Below are 20,278 nucleotides of genomic sequence, written 5' to 3'. Positions count from 1 at the left end.
GTGCGTTCATAAGAGCATGAGTGCCCTCCTATGATTCTGTTCAAGACCACGTGGTGTTCGCAACCATTACAATAAATATGAGCATGAGATAATTGACCGAGATCAAAAAGTTAACCTTCGCCCACTTCTCATCATCCTGTGTTTTCAATCCGCCAAGTGTATGTACAAACCAGATGATGCTGCTAATCAGAGATACAATCAGAAATACCAACCCAACGTAATCAAAATAATACAGCAAAAACACAGCAGGAATCAGTAGAAAAACATAAGGAATCATCTGCATCTTGGTGCGTTTAACGCCTTTGACCACCGGTAAGAGCGGAAATCCCGCAGCACGATACTCTTCCACACGGCGAATACCCAGCGACCAGAAATGTGGAGGCTGCCACAAAAATAACAGTGCAAACAACAGCCAGGCTCCTGCATCGATTTCATTCGTTACGGCGGTATACCCAATGACAGGTGGCATTGCCCCTGCAATTCCGCCCAGTGATGTGCTCCATGTCGATGTTCGTTTTAGCCACATCGTATAGATCACAATATATGCAAACCAACCGAGCAAAGCCATCCAGCCGGATAACGGATTCACCAGTAGATACAATATCGCTAAACCAGCGACTCCGAGCACCAAGCCGTAACCAAGAACAAATCCTGGTTTCAGATGATTAATGTAATTCATTCTTTTTTTCGTTCGTTCCATCTTTTGATCCAGCTCACGGTCCCAATAGTTGTTGATGACACAAGCCGAAGCAATGACAAGCGTTGAACCAATCACGACCATAAGCAGAGATATCCATGCGATATCCCATTGTGAAGCGACCCAGAAACCGACGGCAACCGCAAATACATTCAGCCTTAACAGTCCGGGCTTGGTTAATGCAATCATGTCTTTAAGCATCAGAAGCCTCCTGAATGATGTAAAAACGCCATTCCTATAATGATACATGTACCACCAATGAATTACAATCGCTTTCAAGCATTTGTCATAACAAAAAGCATTCTTCACCGCCGAATGGAGCGGAAAGAATGCCTTATGTTCAAATCTTTTTCTTTTTTTATTTCCCTGATCATGCTCTAATTATGGTTTATCCCTATTAACTATCAAGGGATATACTGTTGTACAATTTTAATGACCTTTCCATCTTGAATCGTCAGATGATATGGAAACACGGACAGATCCATAATCCGTTTATCCCCATACAGCGATTCAAACTTGGACAAGCTCACTGGCTCATTCCACTGAATTTCTGCTCCTTGAACCGTTCCATCACGGTCATAGAGTTGCATGAGCACGTTGGCGTCAGCTTTGACCTCAACTTGTTCCTGCTCTTTATTATCATTAACAATATAGTAACCGTCAGGTGCTTCGTCCATGCCTGCATCCGGATTTCGTTGTTTGAAAATGGTGTTTGCTTCCTCACCCTGGTACCAGCCTATTTTATCTACAGTCAGCATTAATTTACCGTCTTCCACACGCATTCCGTCAATATAAGCTGTATATACTTCAGAATTGGCCAATTGGGCCTTATTAGCAGAAGGTGACTGAACATCAGTACGCTCCTCTGCATTTGCAGGGGTAAGCAAATATGTAGTCAGCACGATGATGCCAAGTAAAGCCACTGCTGCACCGATCATCCGATATCTCCATTGTTTCGCCGCGTTCTTCATGCCAGCATCTCTCCTTATTTCATAAGTCTCTTTAATCATTAAACGAAAGCTCTTCTTCTCAAACGGACACGCCAAACATTAACGATTCGTTTATGTTGTACTCATCATACGTCATAGCACTTTCTGAAAAGTATCAGCCAGATTAAAAATAGTTACAATTCGCGTCATCACTACTGAGCTTGTCCACCGCTTTACATGGAGAAACCCCAAATCAGCTGCATTCGGGGTTTCTGCTGCATCTATATTAATCTATGCTTGTACAGTCCATTTATGCCTGAACTTCTTTTAATGACTTGTTCTGGTGTCTTGCGCCAAACGAACCAGCATATGAGCCAGCATATGGCGTTCCTCTTCTTTACCAACATTCCAGAGTTCCTGTAATAGTTTCTCTTCCCGGTTGCGAGGTTCTTCGTTAGCCGCCAGATGATCTGCTACCTTTTGTGCAATTTTAGCCATTTGTTCTTCACTTAAACCGATGGATTCGCCCATGGCAATCCGTTTACCGAGGTATTCCTTGAATGCATCAAAATTTTGTAAAATCTGATCTCTTTCCTCCGGTGCAATCTTTTCAATTGCGTTGTCTACCTGATCTGTCGAAACCTGTCCGTCTTTGTGGATCACATGATTTTGTTCATTCATGCTTATTACCTCCTTCAGTTTAATTGCATCATTCATTTTGTAACTTTTGTTCAGCTTGCAATAAGCTTCACAACCTTGGGTCTTTTATAATATAAACGTCTCGCTGAAGTTTAATCAGCCGTTTCAAAAATCGTAGTTGGGTTAAACGTTTTACATATACATGTAGATGTTTGGTTATGTTAGTAAACATTGATAACTACCGAGTTTAAGGAGGCAATCTCATGAATGACAAGTCTAAACATGACAAAACAAACGATGAACTCAAGCCAGGCGTAAATACCGTTATCGAACCAGACAAGAGAAATCCGGGACCTACGGACATGATTGAAGGCGTCGTCGGAGACATTGTAGACAACATTCGCAAAGACTTTTCCCATAAAGGACATGATCATTCTTCCAATAAAAATGCAACCGATGAACCGGGTAAATAAGCATTAGTACTCCGATATTATTGAGAGTAGATCATGCTTATGCTTGTCACTTTCCTCAAAAGAAACGCACGAAAACAAGTCCTCCTAAGCCAACAGGAAAGAGAGGACTTGTTTTTTTATGATTTTTTTATAAAATGCTCATTATCCCTTAGCCATCTTCTGTAACGCTTTGTGAATCCATATGGCCGCGATCGCGCCTTCGCCCATAGCCACAGTCGCTTGTTCGGCATGTATACCAAGATCTCCAGCAATCCAGACGTGAGGGGCTGCCTGCATACTACGCGGATTCGCCTCTACATGTTTATTGTTCGCAATGACGGCTCCAAGCTGCTCAGCGAGCTCATAGTGTACCCGGTTCCCGCCAAACGCGATAAATCCACGTTCTGATTCGAAAATCTGACCATCTTCGGTTAAAACACCTGTAATGTGACCGTCCTCCATCTGCTGTACTTCTTGTACCGCCGCTTCGAGATAACGGACTCCTGCTTGTTTCATTTGACGATGAAGGTCAGCAGAGATTTCGGTCTGTTCGTGGTTGATATATAAAAGATCATTAGTACGTTCAATTAAGGTCATGGCCATATTCGCTCCAGCTTCGCCAGCCCCCAGCAGGATCGTTCGTTTCCCTTGAATCTCATAACCATCACAGTCAGGACATACATACACGGTTCTGCCGAGTGTAGACTTCATTCCCGGAATATCAGGTATTCGATCCGATAGCCCGGTTGCCAGCAGCACTGTTTTGGCCTGATACAGAGTTCCAGAAGCTCCTTTAAGCCTGATCTTATCCTCAGGCACACGCATAGCTTCTACAATTCGATCCTTTTCAAACAAAACGCCTGTCTGCTCAGCTTGCATCCTGCCAAGGGCCCGTAATTCCTTGCCCGACACCCCATCCGGATAACCGAGAATGTTATGATAGGTTCTGCATAACGTTGATCTGCCCTCCCCAGCATCGACTACCTGTACTTGATGCGCTGAATAACGTCCCAGCTGAATGGCTGCCTGAAGCCCTGCAATCCCTCCGCCCACAATAATACAATCCATCTCTCGCATGTTATTCCCTCCTGAATATCCAGTACTCTCTCTTTTTAAAAGTATATTTTCACATGGTGATTCTTGTCCTTCTATACATTAAACCGTACAAACAGGCTTAAACGGCCCGACTTATTCCATAGCTTAAACCAAAAATAAAAGACCCAAACCTCCGGTTTCAAACGAAAGGTTTAGGTCTTCAAGTGTTAGAACTGATACGATTCGAATCGCATAGCATTGGTAATGGCGTTCCATACATCCGCAGTTTCGCCGCCCATATACCAGTAAGCCAGTCCTGCAATGTTTCGTTCACCACTCATCAGCACTTTGGCAGACAAGGAGCGGCTGTCTTCCGCCCAGATCGCTCGTGTTACCGAGTTAGACGTGTAGTTAATCATATACTGTTTCAGTTGCGTATCCCAGCTCCTTAGCGAACCTGATGCCGATGCACGAATTCCTTGCTCTCCCAGTGTAATGTCCCAGGAAGCTGTTGCAGGATTCACGGTGGACCAATCCCTCGTATATAGTGGAAGCGCCAAAATAGTCTTGGTACGTTCGACCTCGGAGAGCATCTTTGTCAATGCTCGATCCACCCAGGGAAGCGAAGCGACCGAACCGGGCTTGGGGTCACCGTTCCAATGCTCTTCATAACTCATAAGTACCATATAATCCGAGATCGCCCCCAGCTTGACGTAGTCAAAGGCTGCCGTCCAATCTGAACCGAGATTGGGAGATACATCAACCGATACCACAGCGCCAAGAGCGTGCAAGGATTTCGTTAACGAAGTCACAAACGCGGTAAAACCTTCGCGATCGACAGGATCTACATTTTCAAAATCCACATTAATACCGCCGAGTTTATATTTTTTCACATAAGCACTCACTTGATTGACAACTGCTTCACGGTTCGCTGAACTCGACAGCATCTGATGTGTCATCTCTTTATTGGAACGGTTACCGAGCATGGGCCAAAGCGCTCTTCCCGTAGCAGATGCCCAAGAGATCAATGTTGCATTGGCGTGATCCGAAACGTTCATATCTTGATTCAGGAAAAACCAGCGCGGAACCACCGTGTTGACAGGCGACCGCTCCACTTGTTTTATAAATGATGCTGTCGATGAATTGTACTGCCATCCCAGTTGAATCCCATGATCCTGCTTCCGCTGAATTTGTGTAGCCCATGTGTTATTTTGCAAGATCGCATCCAGCATCACTGCTGCCTCTTCCCGTGTGACTTGGTCAGCAGGCCGGAACATGCCGCTACTTCCGCGCATCAATCCAAGTTGATGCACCTTCTGTACATATGGAAGAGCCCAGCTTGAAATGTCCGCTGCGTCTGCATATGTATTGTATATACTATCACTTGCCACGGGGCGCTGTTTCAGCATACGAACAAGCAAAGCAGCTGCCTCTTCACGTGTGATGGAAGCGTTCGGCTGAAACTGGTTCTGCCCTTTACCCTCAAGAATCGATAGATTGGTCATCGCAGCTACGTTACCGTAATACCAGGCGTTCGCAGAAATATCTGCAAAAGGTTTAATATTGTTTGAAACTTGCTCTAGTCCAAGCAAGCGTACCGCAAATGATGCATATTCAGCGCGTGTGACCGCTTTTTTCGGTTCAAACGTGTGCTCCGTTGTTCCTGCTACAATCCCTTTTTGTACCAGTCGCGCAATGGCTTCTTTTGCGAAGCTTTTGCTTGTATCCTGAAAGTTAGGCCGCTGGCTCCCCGCTGCGTTAACGCTACTTGCATCGCCAACCACTGAACCGAATAAAATGACGCCGCTTAACACGATCTTCCATACGGGATGAAGGGTTTGAAAAGCTACTCTATTATCATTTACTATTTTCACATCAAAAAGCCTCACTTCAATAGATTACGATCTTCATTATCGTATCAAATTGAAGCGAGGCCGTATGTGGTTAAATATTGGTAATGTTAGAGTATTACTTGTGTACTTTGACGCGCTCTTCCTTATTTGTGTACTTTAACACGCTCTTCGATTGGTTGGAACTCTTTCTCGCCTGGTGTTGCGATTGGTTTACCAAACGGCATCTGAGCGATCAGTCTCCAGTGCTCTGGAATATTCCATTCTTGCTTCACTTTTTCATCAATCAGTGGATTGTAGTGCTGAAGGGATGCTCCCAGTCCTTCTTGCTCCAGTGCAGTCCAGATGACCAGTTGCAACATACCGTTCGATTGGTTAGACCAGATCGGGAAGTTGTCTGCGTACGCAGCAAAGTTCTGTTGAAGCTGCGCTACCACATTATTGTCTTCGAAAAACAGAACCGTACCGTAGCCACTACGGAAACCTGCCATTTTCTCAGCTGTGGATTGGAATGCCTCTTCGTTGCCCACAACCTCACGCAAAATTTCTTCAGTGTGATTCCATAGTTTATCATGCTGTTCACCAAGCAATACGACTGCCCGGGAAGTCTGTGAGTTAAATGCAGTTGGTGTATACTTTACCGCTTCTTCGACGATTTCCTGAATTTTAGCATCCGAGATTGTGGATTCCTTGCTGATTCCATAATAAGATCTTCTGTTCTTCAACGCATCAAAAAAAGTAGACATTCATATACGCCTCCTAAGTCATTTGTAATTCATTGCTAACAAGGTAACTATAATATAGTAACATACATTAGTCAATAAACTATTTTATTTTCATGTAAATTCAATCTCTCTTGCGATAGTCTGCCCGATACTTCTCTTCTGTAGACGAATTACTTTTCGTCTGATCCTTATTTTTTTCTTCCTGTGCTTTCATATTCAGATCTTGCATCGGAATCGGGTCTACGGTTTGTTCTTGCTCGAATTGATCCAGCATGCTTTCGTGTTCCGTCTTATGTTGCTCCAGGTGGTCTGACATATTAACCCGTTTGCCATTTTCCCGTTGTTGCGCCGGTGTTTGCTTCTCCATTCGCTTTTCGCCTCCTGTAATCGTCTTTTTCTCGTTACCTTTCTTTACCTGTTCATTTGGCATTCTAAACATCTGCGTTACGTGAAGGGTGCTGACCCTTGCTCGCTATTTGCTCATTGTTATTAAAATAAAGCTAAAGAAGCCGACCCAATGAATCTGCGGGTCGGCTTCTACATGACAACCATTTATTCTTCTTTTACGCTAACAACGCTAAACTTCATTTTAACATCCGTATCGGTCCTACAACTACCGATGCAACTGACTTCGATACAGATCGGGCGAGCAGCCCACGCTTTGTTTAAAAATCCGGCTGAAATGAGACAGCCTTTTAAAACCAGACAATCGACTGGCCTCCGTCACACTCATCTCGGGCTGAAACTGGAACAGTAGCTTCGCTTGGTTAATACGCCGATCATATAAGTACTTAAATATGGTCAGTCCCGTCATCTCTTTGAACATACCTGCCAAATAGGGCTTGGACAGATGGAGTTCCTGTGCCAGATCATCCAGACCGATGTCATGCATATAGTGCGTATCCACATATCGAATGATATGCTGGACATGTCTTTCTTTTTCCGATGAAGAACGCTGTTCTTGCACATGTCCCTGACAGATCTCTGCCACACAATATAACAGATCACAGACCCGGATATGCATACGCTCCTGCCTGAATCTGGACGAGTGAGAAGATAACTGGTGCAGATCATGTAGCAGTTTTTCGAATTCGGTGCGGATCTCACCGGTAAGGTTCACCCGGCAATTGCCCAGCTCATCGAACGGCTTCAGTACGTCATGAATGCGTTCGGGGTGCAGACTTTTACGAATGGCAGAAGGGTCGAAATGAAGCGTAGTCCGAACATAGGGTTTACCGACTTTGGGATGCGGCCGATGCAAGGTCAGTCCATGCATTAACACCAGATCCCCCGGCTCCAGAGCATATACCCGGTCTCCAATAATATAAGTGCATTCCCCTTCATGAAAATAATAAATCTCATAGTGTGGATGCGAATGGAAGCCGTCTGAATTACCCGGATCGAACTGACTCGTGGCTCTATAGGTATACGCCAGTGGGGCATTAAATTGCATCATGCTTGGCACATCATCACCTCCTGTGCAAAAAGAAAGCGGGATACCACTTCATGCCTGGTTGCCCCGCTAATGTTCACTTGAATTTATAACAACTCTCGGATACTTGCTTTGATCTCGTCCATGGAATCCACCGGTTCGAAGCGCCGAACAACTTGACCTTCTGCATTAATCAGGAATTTCGTGAAATTCCATTTGATTGCATCGCCGTGCAGCCACTCTGGTGCTTTGTCTGACACCATCAGCTTGAGCAATTTGGCCTGAATGTCGCTCTCGTCAAAGCCGGCAAACGGACCTGACTTTTTCAAAAAGTCATACAGCGGATGCGCTGCCTCTCCGTTCACATCCAGTTTCGCAAACATCGGGAACTTCACCCCGTAGTTGATCTGACAGAAAGACTCGGCTTCTGCACTGCTACCCGGCTCCTGCTCCGCAAACTGATTGCATGGGAATCCGATGACCTGCAAACCCTGATCCTTGTATTCATCATATAATTTCTGAATGTCGTCGAATTGATGCGTATATTTACATTTGCTTGCCGTGTTCACAATCAGTACAGGCTTTCCTTCGTATTGAAAGAGCGGGAAACGCTCTCCACTCGTTCTCGTCACAGTGAAATCATAGATCGTTGGCATAAGTCAAAGTGCACCTCGCAATAGTATGTAGTTACTTGTTTTGTAGAGTCATCTCTCATTATATACGAAGTCACCCAGGTTGTATTGAGAAAGGTGGAGAGTCCCCCATTTACTCCAAAATTTTAATGCTAATCACATACTTTGAACGGGGCAACATCTTGATCTCCATTTTTTTGTATCGATCATGCAAATCAATCTTCCTTGTATTAATCAGTTCCAGTCCATTTATTTCAATAGTTTGTTCTCTTATTTTCCTAACGCTCATAGACCCCACGTAGTCTGGCCTGCCTGATACCGTAACATAGTCTTTTTTGTAATACGAACCAAGATCCAGAACACCAGCCAAAGCTTGAGGAGAAACATACCATAAACATGCAAATCCAAAAATGATAAATAAAAATTTAGAGCTTAGCCGTTTTAGCTTGCTTCTAATCGATTTCAACCCATGAAATAATCCGATACCCAAAAAAAATGCTGAAATACCAACAAGAAATAAACGTACAAAGACCCAACTGGGGAAAAAGGCAGGAAACAACACGGCTACAAAAGAACATATAAAGATCAAAAATATGAAACCGCCTAAGCCAAATAATTTCATTTTATTAAATTCATCTTCTTTCTCAATAATCTAACACGATGAAAACTCGATAATTAAGATTGCAAAGCCACATAAATATCGATCTCGTTATCGGCACTTTCCGGCTGGTAACGTTCATTCCAGATTTCAAAATCATAACACTCAGGTGTGTGTCCAGCATCTTCTAACCACTGTCCATAGATGTAGTCATAAGTATCACCTATGTCGGATTCTGGTCCTCTGTGCGTACATGTAACGTATGAACGAGCTGGCACATGATGAATAATCATTCCAGGCGGCGCACCCTCCGGCTCGTTTACTTCATAGCACAATACATGTGTGAATGGATGAACTTTGGCATTGAAGTCCTCATGGGACGGATAAAGTTGCATCAAGAGAACCTGATCATTTTTCCGGTGCTTGATCTCGTCTTTCTTCTCTATTAACTTATCATAATGGCTCTGCCTTAATCCTGCTTCAAACTCTTCCACCGTAGCTTCAATGCGATAACCTGCAACATGAAATGCAGTCAATGTAACGATCTTCGTTTCCATCTTTTTCTCCCCAATGTACAAAAAAATTACAGGCCTTTGCTACGTTGCATTTGCCCGAAAAAGATACGACAAAAACTATATCCACTCTTGCCAATGTTGCTCCAGAAAAATCACTTCTCTCTCATAGTGAGCCAGATGGCCTTCTTCAACCATCTTCACAAAGGCTGCGTCTCCTGCTGCTGCACGCTCCTCTAAGGTTTTGCACATAAAGCGAATACGGGACACAACCCAATGTTTCAGATCAGGTGGCACATCTAAACCGTAAGCTTTCATAAACATTTCAATGCGTTTCTTCCGAACGTTTGCGTGCATTTCTCTATCATATGAGGCAACTGATTTCCTTTGGCCTTCAAGCTTGGGAGAAAAATTGGCTAGGGGTACACACGTATATAACGTGTAGGCGATATCCCACATACGCGGCCCCGGGCATGCCAGATCAAAATCAATAATACCCTGCGGCAAACCATGCCTGAACACGATGTTATATAAAGCAAAGTCGTTATGGCAGACTACTTCGTAATTCTCTGAATTTGTATCTACTGAGGCATGTGAGCTTTCATCTCTACCTATGCCTGGATAAAGGTTATCAGGCTGTTCCACCGTGGTGAAATTTACGGTTGCATCGTGATAGGCTCTTAATAAACGGGCAACGGCAATCAGAGATTCGTCTGACCACATATAACTTTCGATCTCCGGATAAACATTACCGGGGACGTCACCATCAAGGTAAGAGAGAATTTCCCTGCCCTTCTCATCCATGCCCAGATACTTTGGTGCCTGATCGAAGCCCTCTTTTTCCAGATGCAACAGCAGTTCATGTACGTAACGATTCGGGTGGGTATTCCGGCGAACCGTATCTCCAACGCGCACAACGTCATTCACGTTACCACCTGTTAACTTCTCCTCCGGTAGTTCAGACAACTTGCATCCTCCTCTATTTGTAATTCTCTGGGCGCTCCTGCTGACGTTTATTTTTGTTTTTCATTCAAAAAGAATCTCACTGTACACTCCAGTCAAAAAGGTCTTTAGCGTTTGAGCCAGTGCATAGTGGTTGGGCAGGTCTTTAGCAATGACACCCCCAATATTACCTGCCTCGCCTGAGGTTAGGCAGGTTAGTTGAAGCTCATTCGAATTTCCATGTATGTATGAGAGCAAGTATTCCATTGGATTTTCTGGTTCTTGATATATTCGAATTTTGGTACCTGCCCAGATCGGCTCCTGATCCTGAATCTCTTCCACTTGAATCCATACCTCTGTTGTCAAAACAACAACCTCCTTCAATAAAATTCATCTCAATTATAATCCATGTTCTTCCATTAAGGAATTTTTATAACCCTTTAAACGAGGTATGCAGCAGCTTCTATCCCGGAGTTTTCACCTATGCTTCTACGAATGAAACGACAGCTAGTTTCAAGGGGGCGTGTTTCCCTACATATCAAATAGCGTCGTCATCTCTGACGGCGCCTTGTATACTACTGTCTGACTACTCTCTAGTTATCTTACGTAGCTAAAATATGATGTAACTCCATATGACTTTCGAGAAAAGTAGCACGTTCGACATGATACAAATCATATATGGACTGCTTCACATTAATGGCTTGCGTGACCTCTGGGTAGAGATCGTTGGAAAATTTAACGTAAGGTAGTTTTTCTACCGCTTTGCGGGAACGAACATTTTGCTTGCGTATTTTCATAAAAACCGTCTGTATATCATGTTCAAGAAACAGTTCTGTCAAAAACGCGGACTTCGCTCGCTGGCTGTATCCTTGTCCGAAATAAGGAGCACCAATCCAAGTTGCCAGAAATCCAGTCTGGTTGACCATGTGATACAGATCAATGGTACCGATTGCGGTTCCAACCTCATTCAAAATCGTACGCGTTATAACGCTTCCCTGTTCTTCTTCTGCGATCAACTGCCTTGTTAAAAACATAAATTCCTCTTGCGACTGACATGCATAACGAACATAAGGGGAAACTGCGGGATCCATCATCAAGCTGTGCAGAGATTGACATTCATGCAGCTCACGCTTCTTCAACATTTTGTCTACCACCCAATCCTTCAAGTTCGCTAGATCAAAGCAAAATTAAGTATAACCATGATTGTGTGGCATTTAATGAATTCTGCTTGCGGCTTGTGTAAAATTCATGGGAAATTACGAGTAAACTCGCACCACGCTTTTTTGAGAAAACACACTAAAGCGACATGTCCCTGGTTATAAGAAACATGCCGCTCGATTCTTGCTTCTGACAATATCAATTACTGCATGCCCTGCATAATAGCATTAATGATATTTTGCTGTGTTACCGTATTGTTAAACCGGTTGAACAGCGCGAATCCATGCTGGCCGTTGAACCCGTTGTCCCAATAAACTGGAACCATTTTATATTTTTTCGCCTTGGCAGTCACGGCTTTGGCATAAACCGCACGATAGGTACTGTTGCTGGAATCATAAGAAGATTTATCGATGGAACCGAACTCACCCATGACGACTGGAAAACCTTGAGTTACAAATTTATCGTACATAGATTTGAACTGAGATTCCAAGTAATCCTCTTGCCCCCATGTCGATCTTTTGGAAGGATTCGTCGCGGTAGCTCCCCATTGCGTAATGTTTCCGTTCTCTTCACCAGCAAAATCCCATGGCGAGTAATAGTGCGCCGAGATCATGATGCGCTTCTGAGAGCTTGGAATGGCGGACGATCTGAAATTATCACTTGGAACGACAAAACCATAATTGCCCACAGTGTAGTCTATGTTTGTATTCCAGCCTGGAACAAGCAACCATCTTGCATTATTATTGCCGCCTGTTTTGCGAACGGTATCCACAAAGATCTGATTATACGCGTTCAAGTTACCATAATAAGACGTATTCGGATTGTTGTAATTACCGTCAAACACCTCATTCATCGATTCAAAAATAAGACGTTCGTTATAATTACTGAACTTGTTGGCAACTTGTTGCCACACCTTTTGATACTTCTCACGAATAACATTCTGATTGCCACTGTTCACATGTAACCACGAGCCCGGAATCGAGTGGAACCCGTCTCCATGCATATTGATGACTACGTATAAACCTTCGTTATACGCATAGTCCACCACTTGCTGTATACGATTAAGCCAAGATGCATTCACTGTATAATTGGGAGCGCTTCCAATATAGTTCAGATAAGAAACCGGAATACGAATCGTTTTAAAACCTGCCGCTTTTACCTTTTTGATCAGCTCAGGTGTGATTGTTGGATTGCCCCATGACGTTTCATTCGGTGTCCCGTTCACTGTGGCTTCCAGCTGATTCCCCAGATTCCAGCCTGCCCCCATCTCCGCCGTAATCTGCGCAGCGGTTAATGATCTCATGTCAGCGGCCGATGCTTTAGAGCCCCATCCCGCAAACGCCGCTGTGGCCATAAAAAGCAGTGCCAAACTGGCTATGCCAAATTTTTTAAACGTTTTCGTCATAACGGTACCTCCGCTTATTTTATTTTAGAACAAGCAGTGCAGTTACTCTAGTGATTCATCTAGATGGTTAAAAAATGGATTGATTGAAGAAATACGAAAATATATTCCTCCCTTCTCTATGAATAGAGTGGTGAGCGAAAAAACGGTTTGCACCAACATAATAACACAATTATGGTAAATAAAGTTCATTTCCTTGTCCTTTTTGACAGGTTTTTACACTTTTTAATCCTATTTGAAATGTTCGATCAGCCAAGCCATGAATTTCCCCTTCTCTTCAAACTGAGGATAATGCGCGGACTCATGAAATATAACCAGTTCTTTCTCGGGCGCTTTCAACTTTTGCAAGTAATCCTTGGCCGCATTAAGGGTCGTCATATAATCATATTGCCCCATTAGGAAATAAGTCGGAACTTGGATCTCGTCCGCAATCTCAGGCAATGGGTAATTCAATGATTCTCGCACAAGCCGATCTTGCAATTGGAGAACCCCGGTATAAAAACGAATGACATCCAATCCATTGTACTCCGGATTTATCAGAAATCCTTTAACATAGTCAGCGTTCTCGTTAATAAGTCTGGCTGAACCGCCATACTTTTGCACAAACGTTCGTGGAGTCAGTCCTTTCCCTTGCTGTACGGAATCACGCAATAACTCCAACTGTTTCACATCCGCTTTGTTTCCTGACGCTTTTGCCTGTTTTATCGTATAATCCAACGTTTCCATTTCACTCTGAATGGTGTCGGCCACCTGTCCAATTCCAATATAAGCTTTAAACTGTTCTGGAGCCTTCGCAACCCCCTTGATGCCGATATACGTCCCAAAAGAATGCCCGACCAGGATCACCTGCTCTTGATGAAGTTCCTCAGTAACATACTTTGTCAGAGCGACTAAATCATCTGCAAGTACGTCGGTTGTCAGCTTTGAATAATCCTCTGTAAAATGGAACGACTTTCCGCTACCGCGTTGATCATAATGAACAATTGTAAAATGCCGTTCGAGCTCACGCTGATATTTTCTTACATAAGGAATTTCTGAGTACCCAGGTCCACCATGAACAAATAACAATACCGGATTGGTCCGATCCGCTCCCCTGATCATCACTTCATGCCCTTCACCGTTGATGTCAATCTGCTCTATACGGCTTATACTGTTCTCCCCTTCGATACTCGGTGTCCATGTAGGAAAAATGAGGAAAACTACGAACATTCCTACGATGGTAAAGATCGTATATTTACAGACTTTAGCTATCTTTTTTCTCATTCGTTCTCCTTTAATTTTAACGGATAAATCCAATGAACAGCCTCATTCTGTAACTCATCCTGAAATATGTAATTGTGATCCGCACCGACGTTATGAATGGTTCCTAACAAACCAACCGTTGTCATCCGTTAAGCTCTTTTACCATATGAATATCTTTGGGCTCTTTGGTGTACAATTCTTCGTCCACCTCTCCCGTCATTTCACTGCCCTGGCTTTGATAAAAGGAAACCGCTGATCTCGTTTCGGTTGACGAGATGTACAAGGATTGCGCTCCACGCATTCTTGCCTCTTCACTTAAAAAAGCAAGAATTCGTGTCCCAATTCCCTGTCGTCTGTACGCTCTAGAGACATACATGAGATCCAATTGCAACTGATTCTGCTCTTTCCCCCTAAATTGATGGGCAAGTACACCGAAGCCGACTAATCTTGTACCATCAAAAGCCCCATAAGCCATTCCCCCATGCTGCAATTCATAGATGTAACGATCCTGCATCTCTTCCAATTGCTCCTGACCCCAATTCGCGCACTCATGATCTTGCTTGTGCTCAACTAAGCCCTGTTCACTCACCTCATAGATCAGGTCAATATACTCAGAACGATCAATTTCATGTAACTGCTTTACATGATCCAAGTTCAAGATTTGGTATGTAATCATGCTTTTCGTCGTCTCCTTTTTAAATCCTCTAAGCCCCAAGGTTCAGGTACTGCTTCTGCTCAGGTAACCATTTCTCTATAATCAGAGCTCCAAAACGGTAATATACTCATCATGGCAGATCTCACCATTATCACGGAAACCAAAGCTTTCATACAACCTTTTAGCATGTACATTTTCTGCACTATATGATATCCAACAATATTGAGCAGGGCCTGCAGGACAGGTCCGAATCCACTCTAAAATCTTTTCCATCGCTTGGCGCCCGTATCCGCGATTTTGGAATTGCTCGTCAATCATCAGCCTCAGAATACAGTAGCTACCTTCTGCGATTGATGGCAGGTCGTACCCTGTAATTCCATAGGTGATCATTACAAAACCAACAGGTTTGTCATCCGCGTAGATTGCAAAAGGAAAAGGGTGACCTCCGTTCTGGGAAAGTACATAACAGGAAGCCACGCTCGACAGATTGGAGGCAACGAACCGACGCTGTTCCTCCCCGACCTCCAGATTAAATACGGCTCGCCGATTGTCGAGTGTGATGTTTTGCAATGTAATGGTACTCATATTAACCCCCTTATTTGTATCTCGATTAGCGAGATACTCATCCTTCGTTAATCCGAACATAATAAAGTCCACATGTTTCCCATGAATATAAACAACCTGACGACGAATTAACTCCTGCATACAACCCAATTTCTGTATCATTCGAGCCTATCCTTGTTGACTTGGTGAATCACCTTATTTTCAATCTGTAAATAATCTCATCATCCGAATTGGTCAGATTCTCGCTTGCAAATGACATGCTTGTATATAAGTGTTGGGCAATATGATTGCCTCGTTCAACGGTCAGAGAGATGATCTGACATAACGGATGTTTATAAGTGATAAAATTGATGATGGCTCTTAATGCTCGTTTTCCCATACCTCGCCCTTGAAACGTTTTGTCAATCTGGAAACCGCCAATCCAGTAATTATCTGTACTTTCAGGCGTATAACTTATATAAAAGAATCCAATGATTTTGCCTTCGATTTGCAAAACGTAAGGATCAAATGCTTCATCCCATGGTTTAATATAGGCATAAGCAAGTCCTTCTGTAATACTTGGAACCAGGTGTTTTTGGTTTTCATGTAGCGAAATTTCTAGAGCCTGTTCCCAATTATCTCGTGTAACGGGATGAATCTGAATGATGTGTGTCCTCATGTAAATCTCCTTATTCAATCTTTAAAACTTTGTTGTTGCAGATTTATAAGTAGAATTGATCTTTTCTACAGCCTGCTTCTCATTCGTAATGACAACTACATCCTTGCCATGTTTACTCGTCATCTCTATGACATCCTGAACGTCATATTGATGGTTCCATTTCACCATCATCTTGCACAAATTCCTAAAAGACTGTTTATAATTACATTCCTGCACCCCTATTCGAGACAGCAGAAACCTTTTAATGATCCGATAATCTCGAACCAATACATGGGGGTGCAACACAAAAATCAAATCTGCTTCAAGAATAGATGATGAAGTCCATGGTTTCAGCTGTGCTCCTTCAATGATCCAGGCATCTGAGCCAACAATAGCTTGCAGAGAACTGTCCCTAACCTCATCAGGATATCTCCTATTTTCTGCGCTTCGATCCCAAATCAGATTATCTATTTCATAGAAAGCAATGTTATATTTTCGAGACAGTTCTCTAGCTAAAGTCGATTTTCCGCTTCCGCAAGCGCCAATAATGCGAATTTTCAAATTCCACTACACCTCGATTGAAAATACCGCAACTTGTTTCCCTACGATGTCGACATCCTTCTCATGGGTCATGCCATTCTTTTCCGCTACTCGCATCGAGCCTGAGTTTCCATATTGGATCAATGAAATCAAACGCTTCTCTCCTCGTTGCAAACCGTACTCCTTCCAGGCTTTGGCTTGCTCATACCCGTAGCCTTGTCTCCAATAGGGCTCTCGCACCCAATAACCGACTTCAAGCTCATCTTTGCCATCAATGACTTGCGGGATCAATCCAGACGTTCCAACAAACTGTTGATCTTCTTTATTAAAGGCAAGTAAAAGTCCTTTACCTGCCTTGTTCCATTGAATAAACTTCTCTAGTGTCTGCATCGTCTCTTCTTTCGTCCATGGATTTCCGTGGCGAATATATTTCATCACGTTTGGTTCACTTGTCATGGTATATAAATGTTCAAAATCATTCTTAGTGTATTCACGAAATATAAGCCGCTCTGTTTCCATAATGCACACCACTCCTCGCTTTAAGATCTTAATTTGGTCTTCTTATAGTTTAAAACGGCAACCTTCAAACGTTAGATCATTTTGGATCAGTTTAACTGCTGATGCGATAGCCCCTTTTTGATGATCGGACAAGCTACCTTCATCCTCATTCCAATCTTTCAACCACCAGAAGAATGAACTTATATTTCGGTACTCCATGAATAAAGGAATCCGAGCGATCCATTCCTGACTTATTGGCTGTTGTTGCACATACCCTTCCAGAAAAGCGGTCAGAAACGTCTTCGCGAACTCATCCTTCGTTCCCCACTTCGGATCATGTGACCCCCACCAGACCGCATGTGTAGCCGCGATCCTAATATCCAGAGCATACCAGCCGCGTATCGCATCATCAAAGTCAAAGACATTAAGCTCACCCTGATCAATCAAAAAATTATAAGGATGGAAATCATAATGAATTAGGCCATAACCCTCGGCCTCTCTGGGCAAATCCATCAGTTGTTGCTCCAATGCTCGAAGCTTGCCTAGGAGCAAGGCATGGTCACCTGTATGCAGATATGTATTCTCCAGTTGCAGTGGAGCCCAGTCCGCTCTAGTGAACTTCGGATCATCGGGTTGATAGCTCTGTGTTAGATGGTGTAACGTGCCCATCACGCTTCCCCATCGAGTAAATAAATCTGTATCCCATACACTCCAGTCATTATCAAAAAAATATCCGGTCGCTCCTTCAAATACCGCAGCAACATAACATTTCTCTTGATCACGGCATACAGCAGTCAGCTTGCCTTCTACTGTAAGAATGGGTAATGATGCTCGAACTCCCTTGGATACCAGATAGCGAACCCAGTGAACTTCTGCCCGAATAGATGTTTCATATGCTTCCGGTTTCTCCGATAACCGAAGAAAATATGTTTTATCATGCCAATTGTATTTGTAAACCACATTCGTGGATTGACTTACTAAAACCAGTGACTCCGGAGCGAAGCCAAAGGATCGAGAAGCTTGTGAAAGTATTGCTTTAGACACCATCTTATCTCAGCTTCCTTTCCTAGCTATAAGTAAATTAGAATTCATCGTACTACAATTCCGCTAGTAATTTTCATGTTCGGAGCATATGTCATATACGAGTTTTCATTGAGCTTTCTAGCAAAACGCTCCTCTGCCTCATACTGATGTGTGGCTTCCTCGGAAGTTAATCCTCGTCCAATGAGGTGGGCAATGACTTCATCCCGGTTACCCGGGACGGCTCCTAACCCTTCTTCTTTTAACGCGTTATACAACGTATGTTTATCCGATGCATCCATCTGTTGATCTAGAAAGTTAACCCGATCGCTTACTCGGCATTCCACGCCTCTAACACCAAGCTGACTGAGCAGTGTCGGAATCTTCATGCCTATATTCCCATCTTTGCCACTTTCTCCGGCAGCCTGCTCATACAACTTCTGAAGTACGCCCAGGTGCATAATGCTGGACTGCTCCATGCCATCTAATGTATAACTTGCCATGTTGGCAATCCAGTGTGGCTCGAAACAAATCACTCGGCCTCCATCCACCACACTGCCAATCATCTTTTCTAATATCACGCGTGGTTCTGTCATATGTAACAAAAAAGCATGACTTATCGCGATGTCATAAGCTCGTTCGACCTGCACCGTTTCAATGTCACCTTCTATAAATTCAGCCTGATAAGTTGTGTGTGCGTAGAGTTCTTTCGCATGTTTAATCAGTCCTGATCCTTGATCTACTCCCGTGTACCGTGAGCCAACAGGCAGGAGCGGGAGTAACTTCAGTCCCATGTAACCAAAACCACATCCATAATCAATCATATGTACGGCTTGCTTAATCTTCCAAACGCGTTCAACCAGAAATTCGAGATAATCATCGTTATAATAAAGCCAGCGTGTATTTCTTAGATACTCTATTTGGTTATCCCAATAATAATCCGGCAATAGTTTACACCCCTTTCTTGTAAACGCATTCATACTTCTAAAGGACTTCCTCTAACTTCATTTGCAATTCAGCACATCCAATTCTACTCCTAAAATATGTCATAGTCTATCCAACTTCAGGATGATCTGTTCCTGAAATTCCATCAATCATCACCAGACGGACAGTTTTGTTCTTACGTCATTATCATCCGTAATATAATCCAGCGCTTCGTATCCTATTCTCTTGATATGCTCAAGCATTTCTTCCCGTATTTCAGCATCTTTAATGTATACCGCAACGTAACTGCTATCTATGACAAGCAATGCGAGTCGACATTCACTCTCTGCATAGTCTTCGTAAGTCTCTATGTCTATAATGGTTGCACCTCTCGGATAGGCCTTAAGATTGGCGAAGATCAAATAATAGTTGTTCTCATCAATCATTTTCTGCAACTCTTCGCCTGCCATGCCAATAACCCGGTCTGGAAAAAGACTGTCTCCCAAGTTATTCTCAACCACTAGATAGGATTCTTCCCCGCCAACAAACCAGTCATAATCCGCGATCTTGATCGGTTTCAGGATTTCTCCCAAAAAGCTGCCATATTCATTTGGAATTTGAAATTGTATGCCTCTTTTCATATTTTCTCCTCGTCGTTTTAGCCTTTCACTTTCTTCAAAATGATATCGATCACTTCATCCGTTTCCAGATGGTCCGTCGCAATTCGGGTTTCGAATGCAGCTTCCTTGAACGCTTCAACACACTTCGGTGCTTGTTGATATTGCCAGCCGCCGTATTCATCTCCACGTTTTGCAAGGCGCTTGTATATCGTCTCTATCTCAGCCGTCAAACAAAAATGATGCAGGTCCGGGTCAATCTCCTTTAACCCATTATAGATGTAATCAAAGTTAACTTTTTTATAGAGCGTCATGGGAACAATCAGATGTTTATTGTATTTTTGCTTCACTTCTCTGGCTGCGTTCACCGTCAACACTTTCCAGAGTTCGATATCTTGAAAATCATCCGTACGCTCCTGTTCTTCCCGATGTTCCTCAGGCAGAAGCTTTCGGATCATATATCCAATCTCTTCTGGATCATAGATCATGCTATTTTCAATTTTTGACTGTAAAGCTTTTGCTGCTGTAGTCTTACCAGAACCAAATGCACCATTAATCATAACGATCATACAATCACT

26 protein-coding genes are annotated in these 20,278 nt (G+C 43.3%); 1 reads left to right on the top strand and 25 read right to left on the bottom strand.

From position 1 onward, the window contains the following. Positions 1–40: 40 nt before the first annotated feature. From cyoE to Q9R46_RS07620, 3 genes are all read right to left on the bottom strand, one after another. The gene (gene cyoE, locus Q9R46_RS07630; protein ID WP_311279497.1) at positions 41–898 is read right to left on the bottom strand and encodes a heme o synthase; all 858 of its coding nucleotides are present in this window, start codon (positions 896–898) and stop codon (positions 41–43) included. A gap of 203 nt (positions 899–1,101) precedes the next feature. Next, entirely contained in the window at positions 1,102–1,668 is a 567-nt protein-coding gene (locus tag Q9R46_RS07625) for a hypothetical protein (RefSeq protein WP_311279496.1), read from the bottom strand. 285 nt (positions 1,669–1,953) lie between these two features. Further along, positions 1,954–2,307 (bottom strand): DUF3243 domain-containing protein, encoded by a 354-nt coding sequence (locus Q9R46_RS07620; RefSeq protein ID WP_145330107.1) that lies wholly within the window; start codon positions 2,305–2,307, stop codon positions 1,954–1,956. Between the two features lie 221 nt (positions 2,308–2,528). Between Q9R46_RS07620 and Q9R46_RS07615 the strand changes: the two genes are divergently transcribed. Further along, the gene (locus Q9R46_RS07615) at positions 2,529–2,738 is read left to right on the top strand and encodes a hypothetical protein (protein WP_145330105.1); all 210 of its coding nucleotides are present in this window, start codon (positions 2,529–2,531) and stop codon (positions 2,736–2,738) included. Between the two features lie 141 nt (positions 2,739–2,879). Here Q9R46_RS07615 and Q9R46_RS07610 read toward each other — a convergent pair whose 3' ends face one another. From Q9R46_RS07610 to Q9R46_RS07505, 22 genes are all read right to left on the bottom strand, one after another. Beyond that, positions 2,880–3,794, bottom strand: a complete 915-nt coding sequence (locus Q9R46_RS07610) for an NAD(P)/FAD-dependent oxidoreductase (RefSeq protein WP_311279495.1) — start codon at positions 3,792–3,794, stop codon at positions 2,880–2,882. Positions 3,795–3,979: 185 nt separating this feature from the next. Further along, positions 3,980–5,626: an S-layer homology domain-containing protein gene (locus Q9R46_RS07605; RefSeq protein WP_311279494.1), complete on the bottom strand. Its 1,647-nt coding sequence runs from the start codon at positions 5,624–5,626 to the stop codon at positions 3,980–3,982. Positions 5,627–5,748: 122 nt separating this feature from the next. Next, positions 5,749–6,348, bottom strand: coding sequence for a nitroreductase family protein (locus Q9R46_RS07600; RefSeq protein WP_311279493.1), 600 nt, complete (start codon positions 6,346–6,348; stop codon positions 5,749–5,751). Between the two features lie 100 nt (positions 6,349–6,448). Further along, on the bottom strand, positions 6,449–6,694 hold the full coding sequence (locus tag Q9R46_RS07595; RefSeq protein WP_311279492.1) for a hypothetical protein: 246 nt from the start codon (positions 6,692–6,694) through the stop codon (positions 6,449–6,451). A gap of 246 nt (positions 6,695–6,940) precedes the next feature. Continuing rightward, on the bottom strand, positions 6,941–7,783 hold the full coding sequence (locus Q9R46_RS07590; RefSeq protein ID WP_311280968.1) for an AraC family transcriptional regulator: 843 nt from the start codon (positions 7,781–7,783) through the stop codon (positions 6,941–6,943). Positions 7,784–7,866: 83 nt separating this feature from the next. Further along, a complete protein-coding gene (locus tag Q9R46_RS07585; protein ID WP_311279491.1) occupies positions 7,867–8,415 on the bottom strand; it encodes a glutathione peroxidase in 549 nt (182 codons plus the stop codon). A 109-nt stretch (positions 8,416–8,524) separates the two neighbouring features. Further along, the gene (locus Q9R46_RS07580) at positions 8,525–9,013 is read right to left on the bottom strand and encodes a hypothetical protein (RefSeq protein WP_311279490.1); all 489 of its coding nucleotides are present in this window, start codon (positions 9,011–9,013) and stop codon (positions 8,525–8,527) included. 53 nt (positions 9,014–9,066) lie between these two features. Beyond that, positions 9,067–9,546 (bottom strand): GyrI-like domain-containing protein, encoded by a 480-nt coding sequence (locus Q9R46_RS07575; RefSeq protein ID WP_311279489.1) that lies wholly within the window; start codon positions 9,544–9,546, stop codon positions 9,067–9,069. A 75-nt stretch (positions 9,547–9,621) separates the two neighbouring features. Next, positions 9,622–10,467, bottom strand: a complete 846-nt coding sequence (locus tag Q9R46_RS07570) for a phosphotransferase (protein WP_311279488.1) — start codon at positions 10,465–10,467, stop codon at positions 9,622–9,624. Positions 10,468–10,527: 60 nt separating this feature from the next. Beyond that, positions 10,528–10,809: a hypothetical protein gene (locus tag Q9R46_RS07565; RefSeq protein WP_397386331.1), complete on the bottom strand. Its 282-nt coding sequence runs from the start codon at positions 10,807–10,809 to the stop codon at positions 10,528–10,530. A gap of 236 nt (positions 10,810–11,045) precedes the next feature. Beyond that, on the bottom strand, positions 11,046–11,585 hold the full coding sequence (locus Q9R46_RS07560) for a GNAT family N-acetyltransferase (protein ID WP_311279487.1): 540 nt from the start codon (positions 11,583–11,585) through the stop codon (positions 11,046–11,048). Between the two features lie 218 nt (positions 11,586–11,803). Further along, complete coding sequence (locus Q9R46_RS07555) at positions 11,804–13,006, bottom strand: glycoside hydrolase family 5 protein (RefSeq protein ID WP_311279486.1); 1,203 nt, start codon at positions 13,004–13,006, stop codon at positions 11,804–11,806. Positions 13,007–13,234: 228 nt separating this feature from the next. Continuing rightward, positions 13,235–14,266, bottom strand: coding sequence for an alpha/beta fold hydrolase (locus tag Q9R46_RS07550; protein WP_311279485.1), 1,032 nt, complete (start codon positions 14,264–14,266; stop codon positions 13,235–13,237). A 121-nt stretch (positions 14,267–14,387) separates the two neighbouring features. After that, positions 14,388–14,921, bottom strand: a complete 534-nt coding sequence (locus Q9R46_RS07545; protein WP_311279484.1) for a GNAT family N-acetyltransferase — start codon at positions 14,919–14,921, stop codon at positions 14,388–14,390. Between the two features lie 81 nt (positions 14,922–15,002). Next, on the bottom strand, positions 15,003–15,485 hold the full coding sequence (locus Q9R46_RS07540) for a GNAT family N-acetyltransferase (protein ID WP_145413091.1): 483 nt from the start codon (positions 15,483–15,485) through the stop codon (positions 15,003–15,005). 169 nt (positions 15,486–15,654) lie between these two features. Further along, positions 15,655–16,122 carry a GNAT family N-acetyltransferase gene (locus Q9R46_RS07535; RefSeq protein ID WP_311279483.1) on the bottom strand — a complete coding sequence of 156 codons (468 nt, stop codon included), beginning with the start codon at positions 16,120–16,122 and terminating at the stop codon, positions 15,655–15,657. Positions 16,123–16,143: 21 nt separating this feature from the next. Further along, a complete protein-coding gene (locus Q9R46_RS07530) occupies positions 16,144–16,662 on the bottom strand; it encodes a P-loop NTPase family protein (protein WP_311279482.1) in 519 nt (172 codons plus the stop codon). Between the two features lie 6 nt (positions 16,663–16,668). Then, a complete protein-coding gene (locus Q9R46_RS07525; RefSeq protein ID WP_311279481.1) occupies positions 16,669–17,160 on the bottom strand; it encodes a GNAT family N-acetyltransferase in 492 nt (163 codons plus the stop codon). Between the two features lie 42 nt (positions 17,161–17,202). After that, a complete protein-coding gene (locus Q9R46_RS07520) occupies positions 17,203–18,186 on the bottom strand; it encodes a phosphotransferase enzyme family protein (protein WP_311279480.1) in 984 nt (327 codons plus the stop codon). Between the two features lie 41 nt (positions 18,187–18,227). Further along, complete coding sequence (locus Q9R46_RS07515) at positions 18,228–19,106, bottom strand: class I SAM-dependent methyltransferase (protein WP_311279479.1); 879 nt, start codon at positions 19,104–19,106, stop codon at positions 18,228–18,230. Positions 19,107–19,256: 150 nt separating this feature from the next. Continuing rightward, positions 19,257–19,724, bottom strand: coding sequence for a DUF2691 family protein (locus Q9R46_RS07510; RefSeq protein ID WP_311279478.1), 468 nt, complete (start codon positions 19,722–19,724; stop codon positions 19,257–19,259). 17 nt (positions 19,725–19,741) lie between these two features. Further along, the gene (locus Q9R46_RS07505; RefSeq protein WP_311279477.1) at positions 19,742–20,269 is read right to left on the bottom strand and encodes an AAA family ATPase; all 528 of its coding nucleotides are present in this window, start codon (positions 20,267–20,269) and stop codon (positions 19,742–19,744) included. Positions 20,270–20,278: the final 9 nt, after the last annotated feature.

The sequence above is a fragment of the Paenibacillus sp. RRE4 genome, from assembly GCF_031844205.1.
Taxonomy (GTDB): domain Bacteria; phylum Bacillota; class Bacilli; order Paenibacillales; family Paenibacillaceae; genus Paenibacillus; species Paenibacillus xylanexedens_B.
The sequence above is the reverse complement of the archived record's forward strand: the minus strand, read 5'-3'. Positions and strand labels throughout refer to the sequence as shown.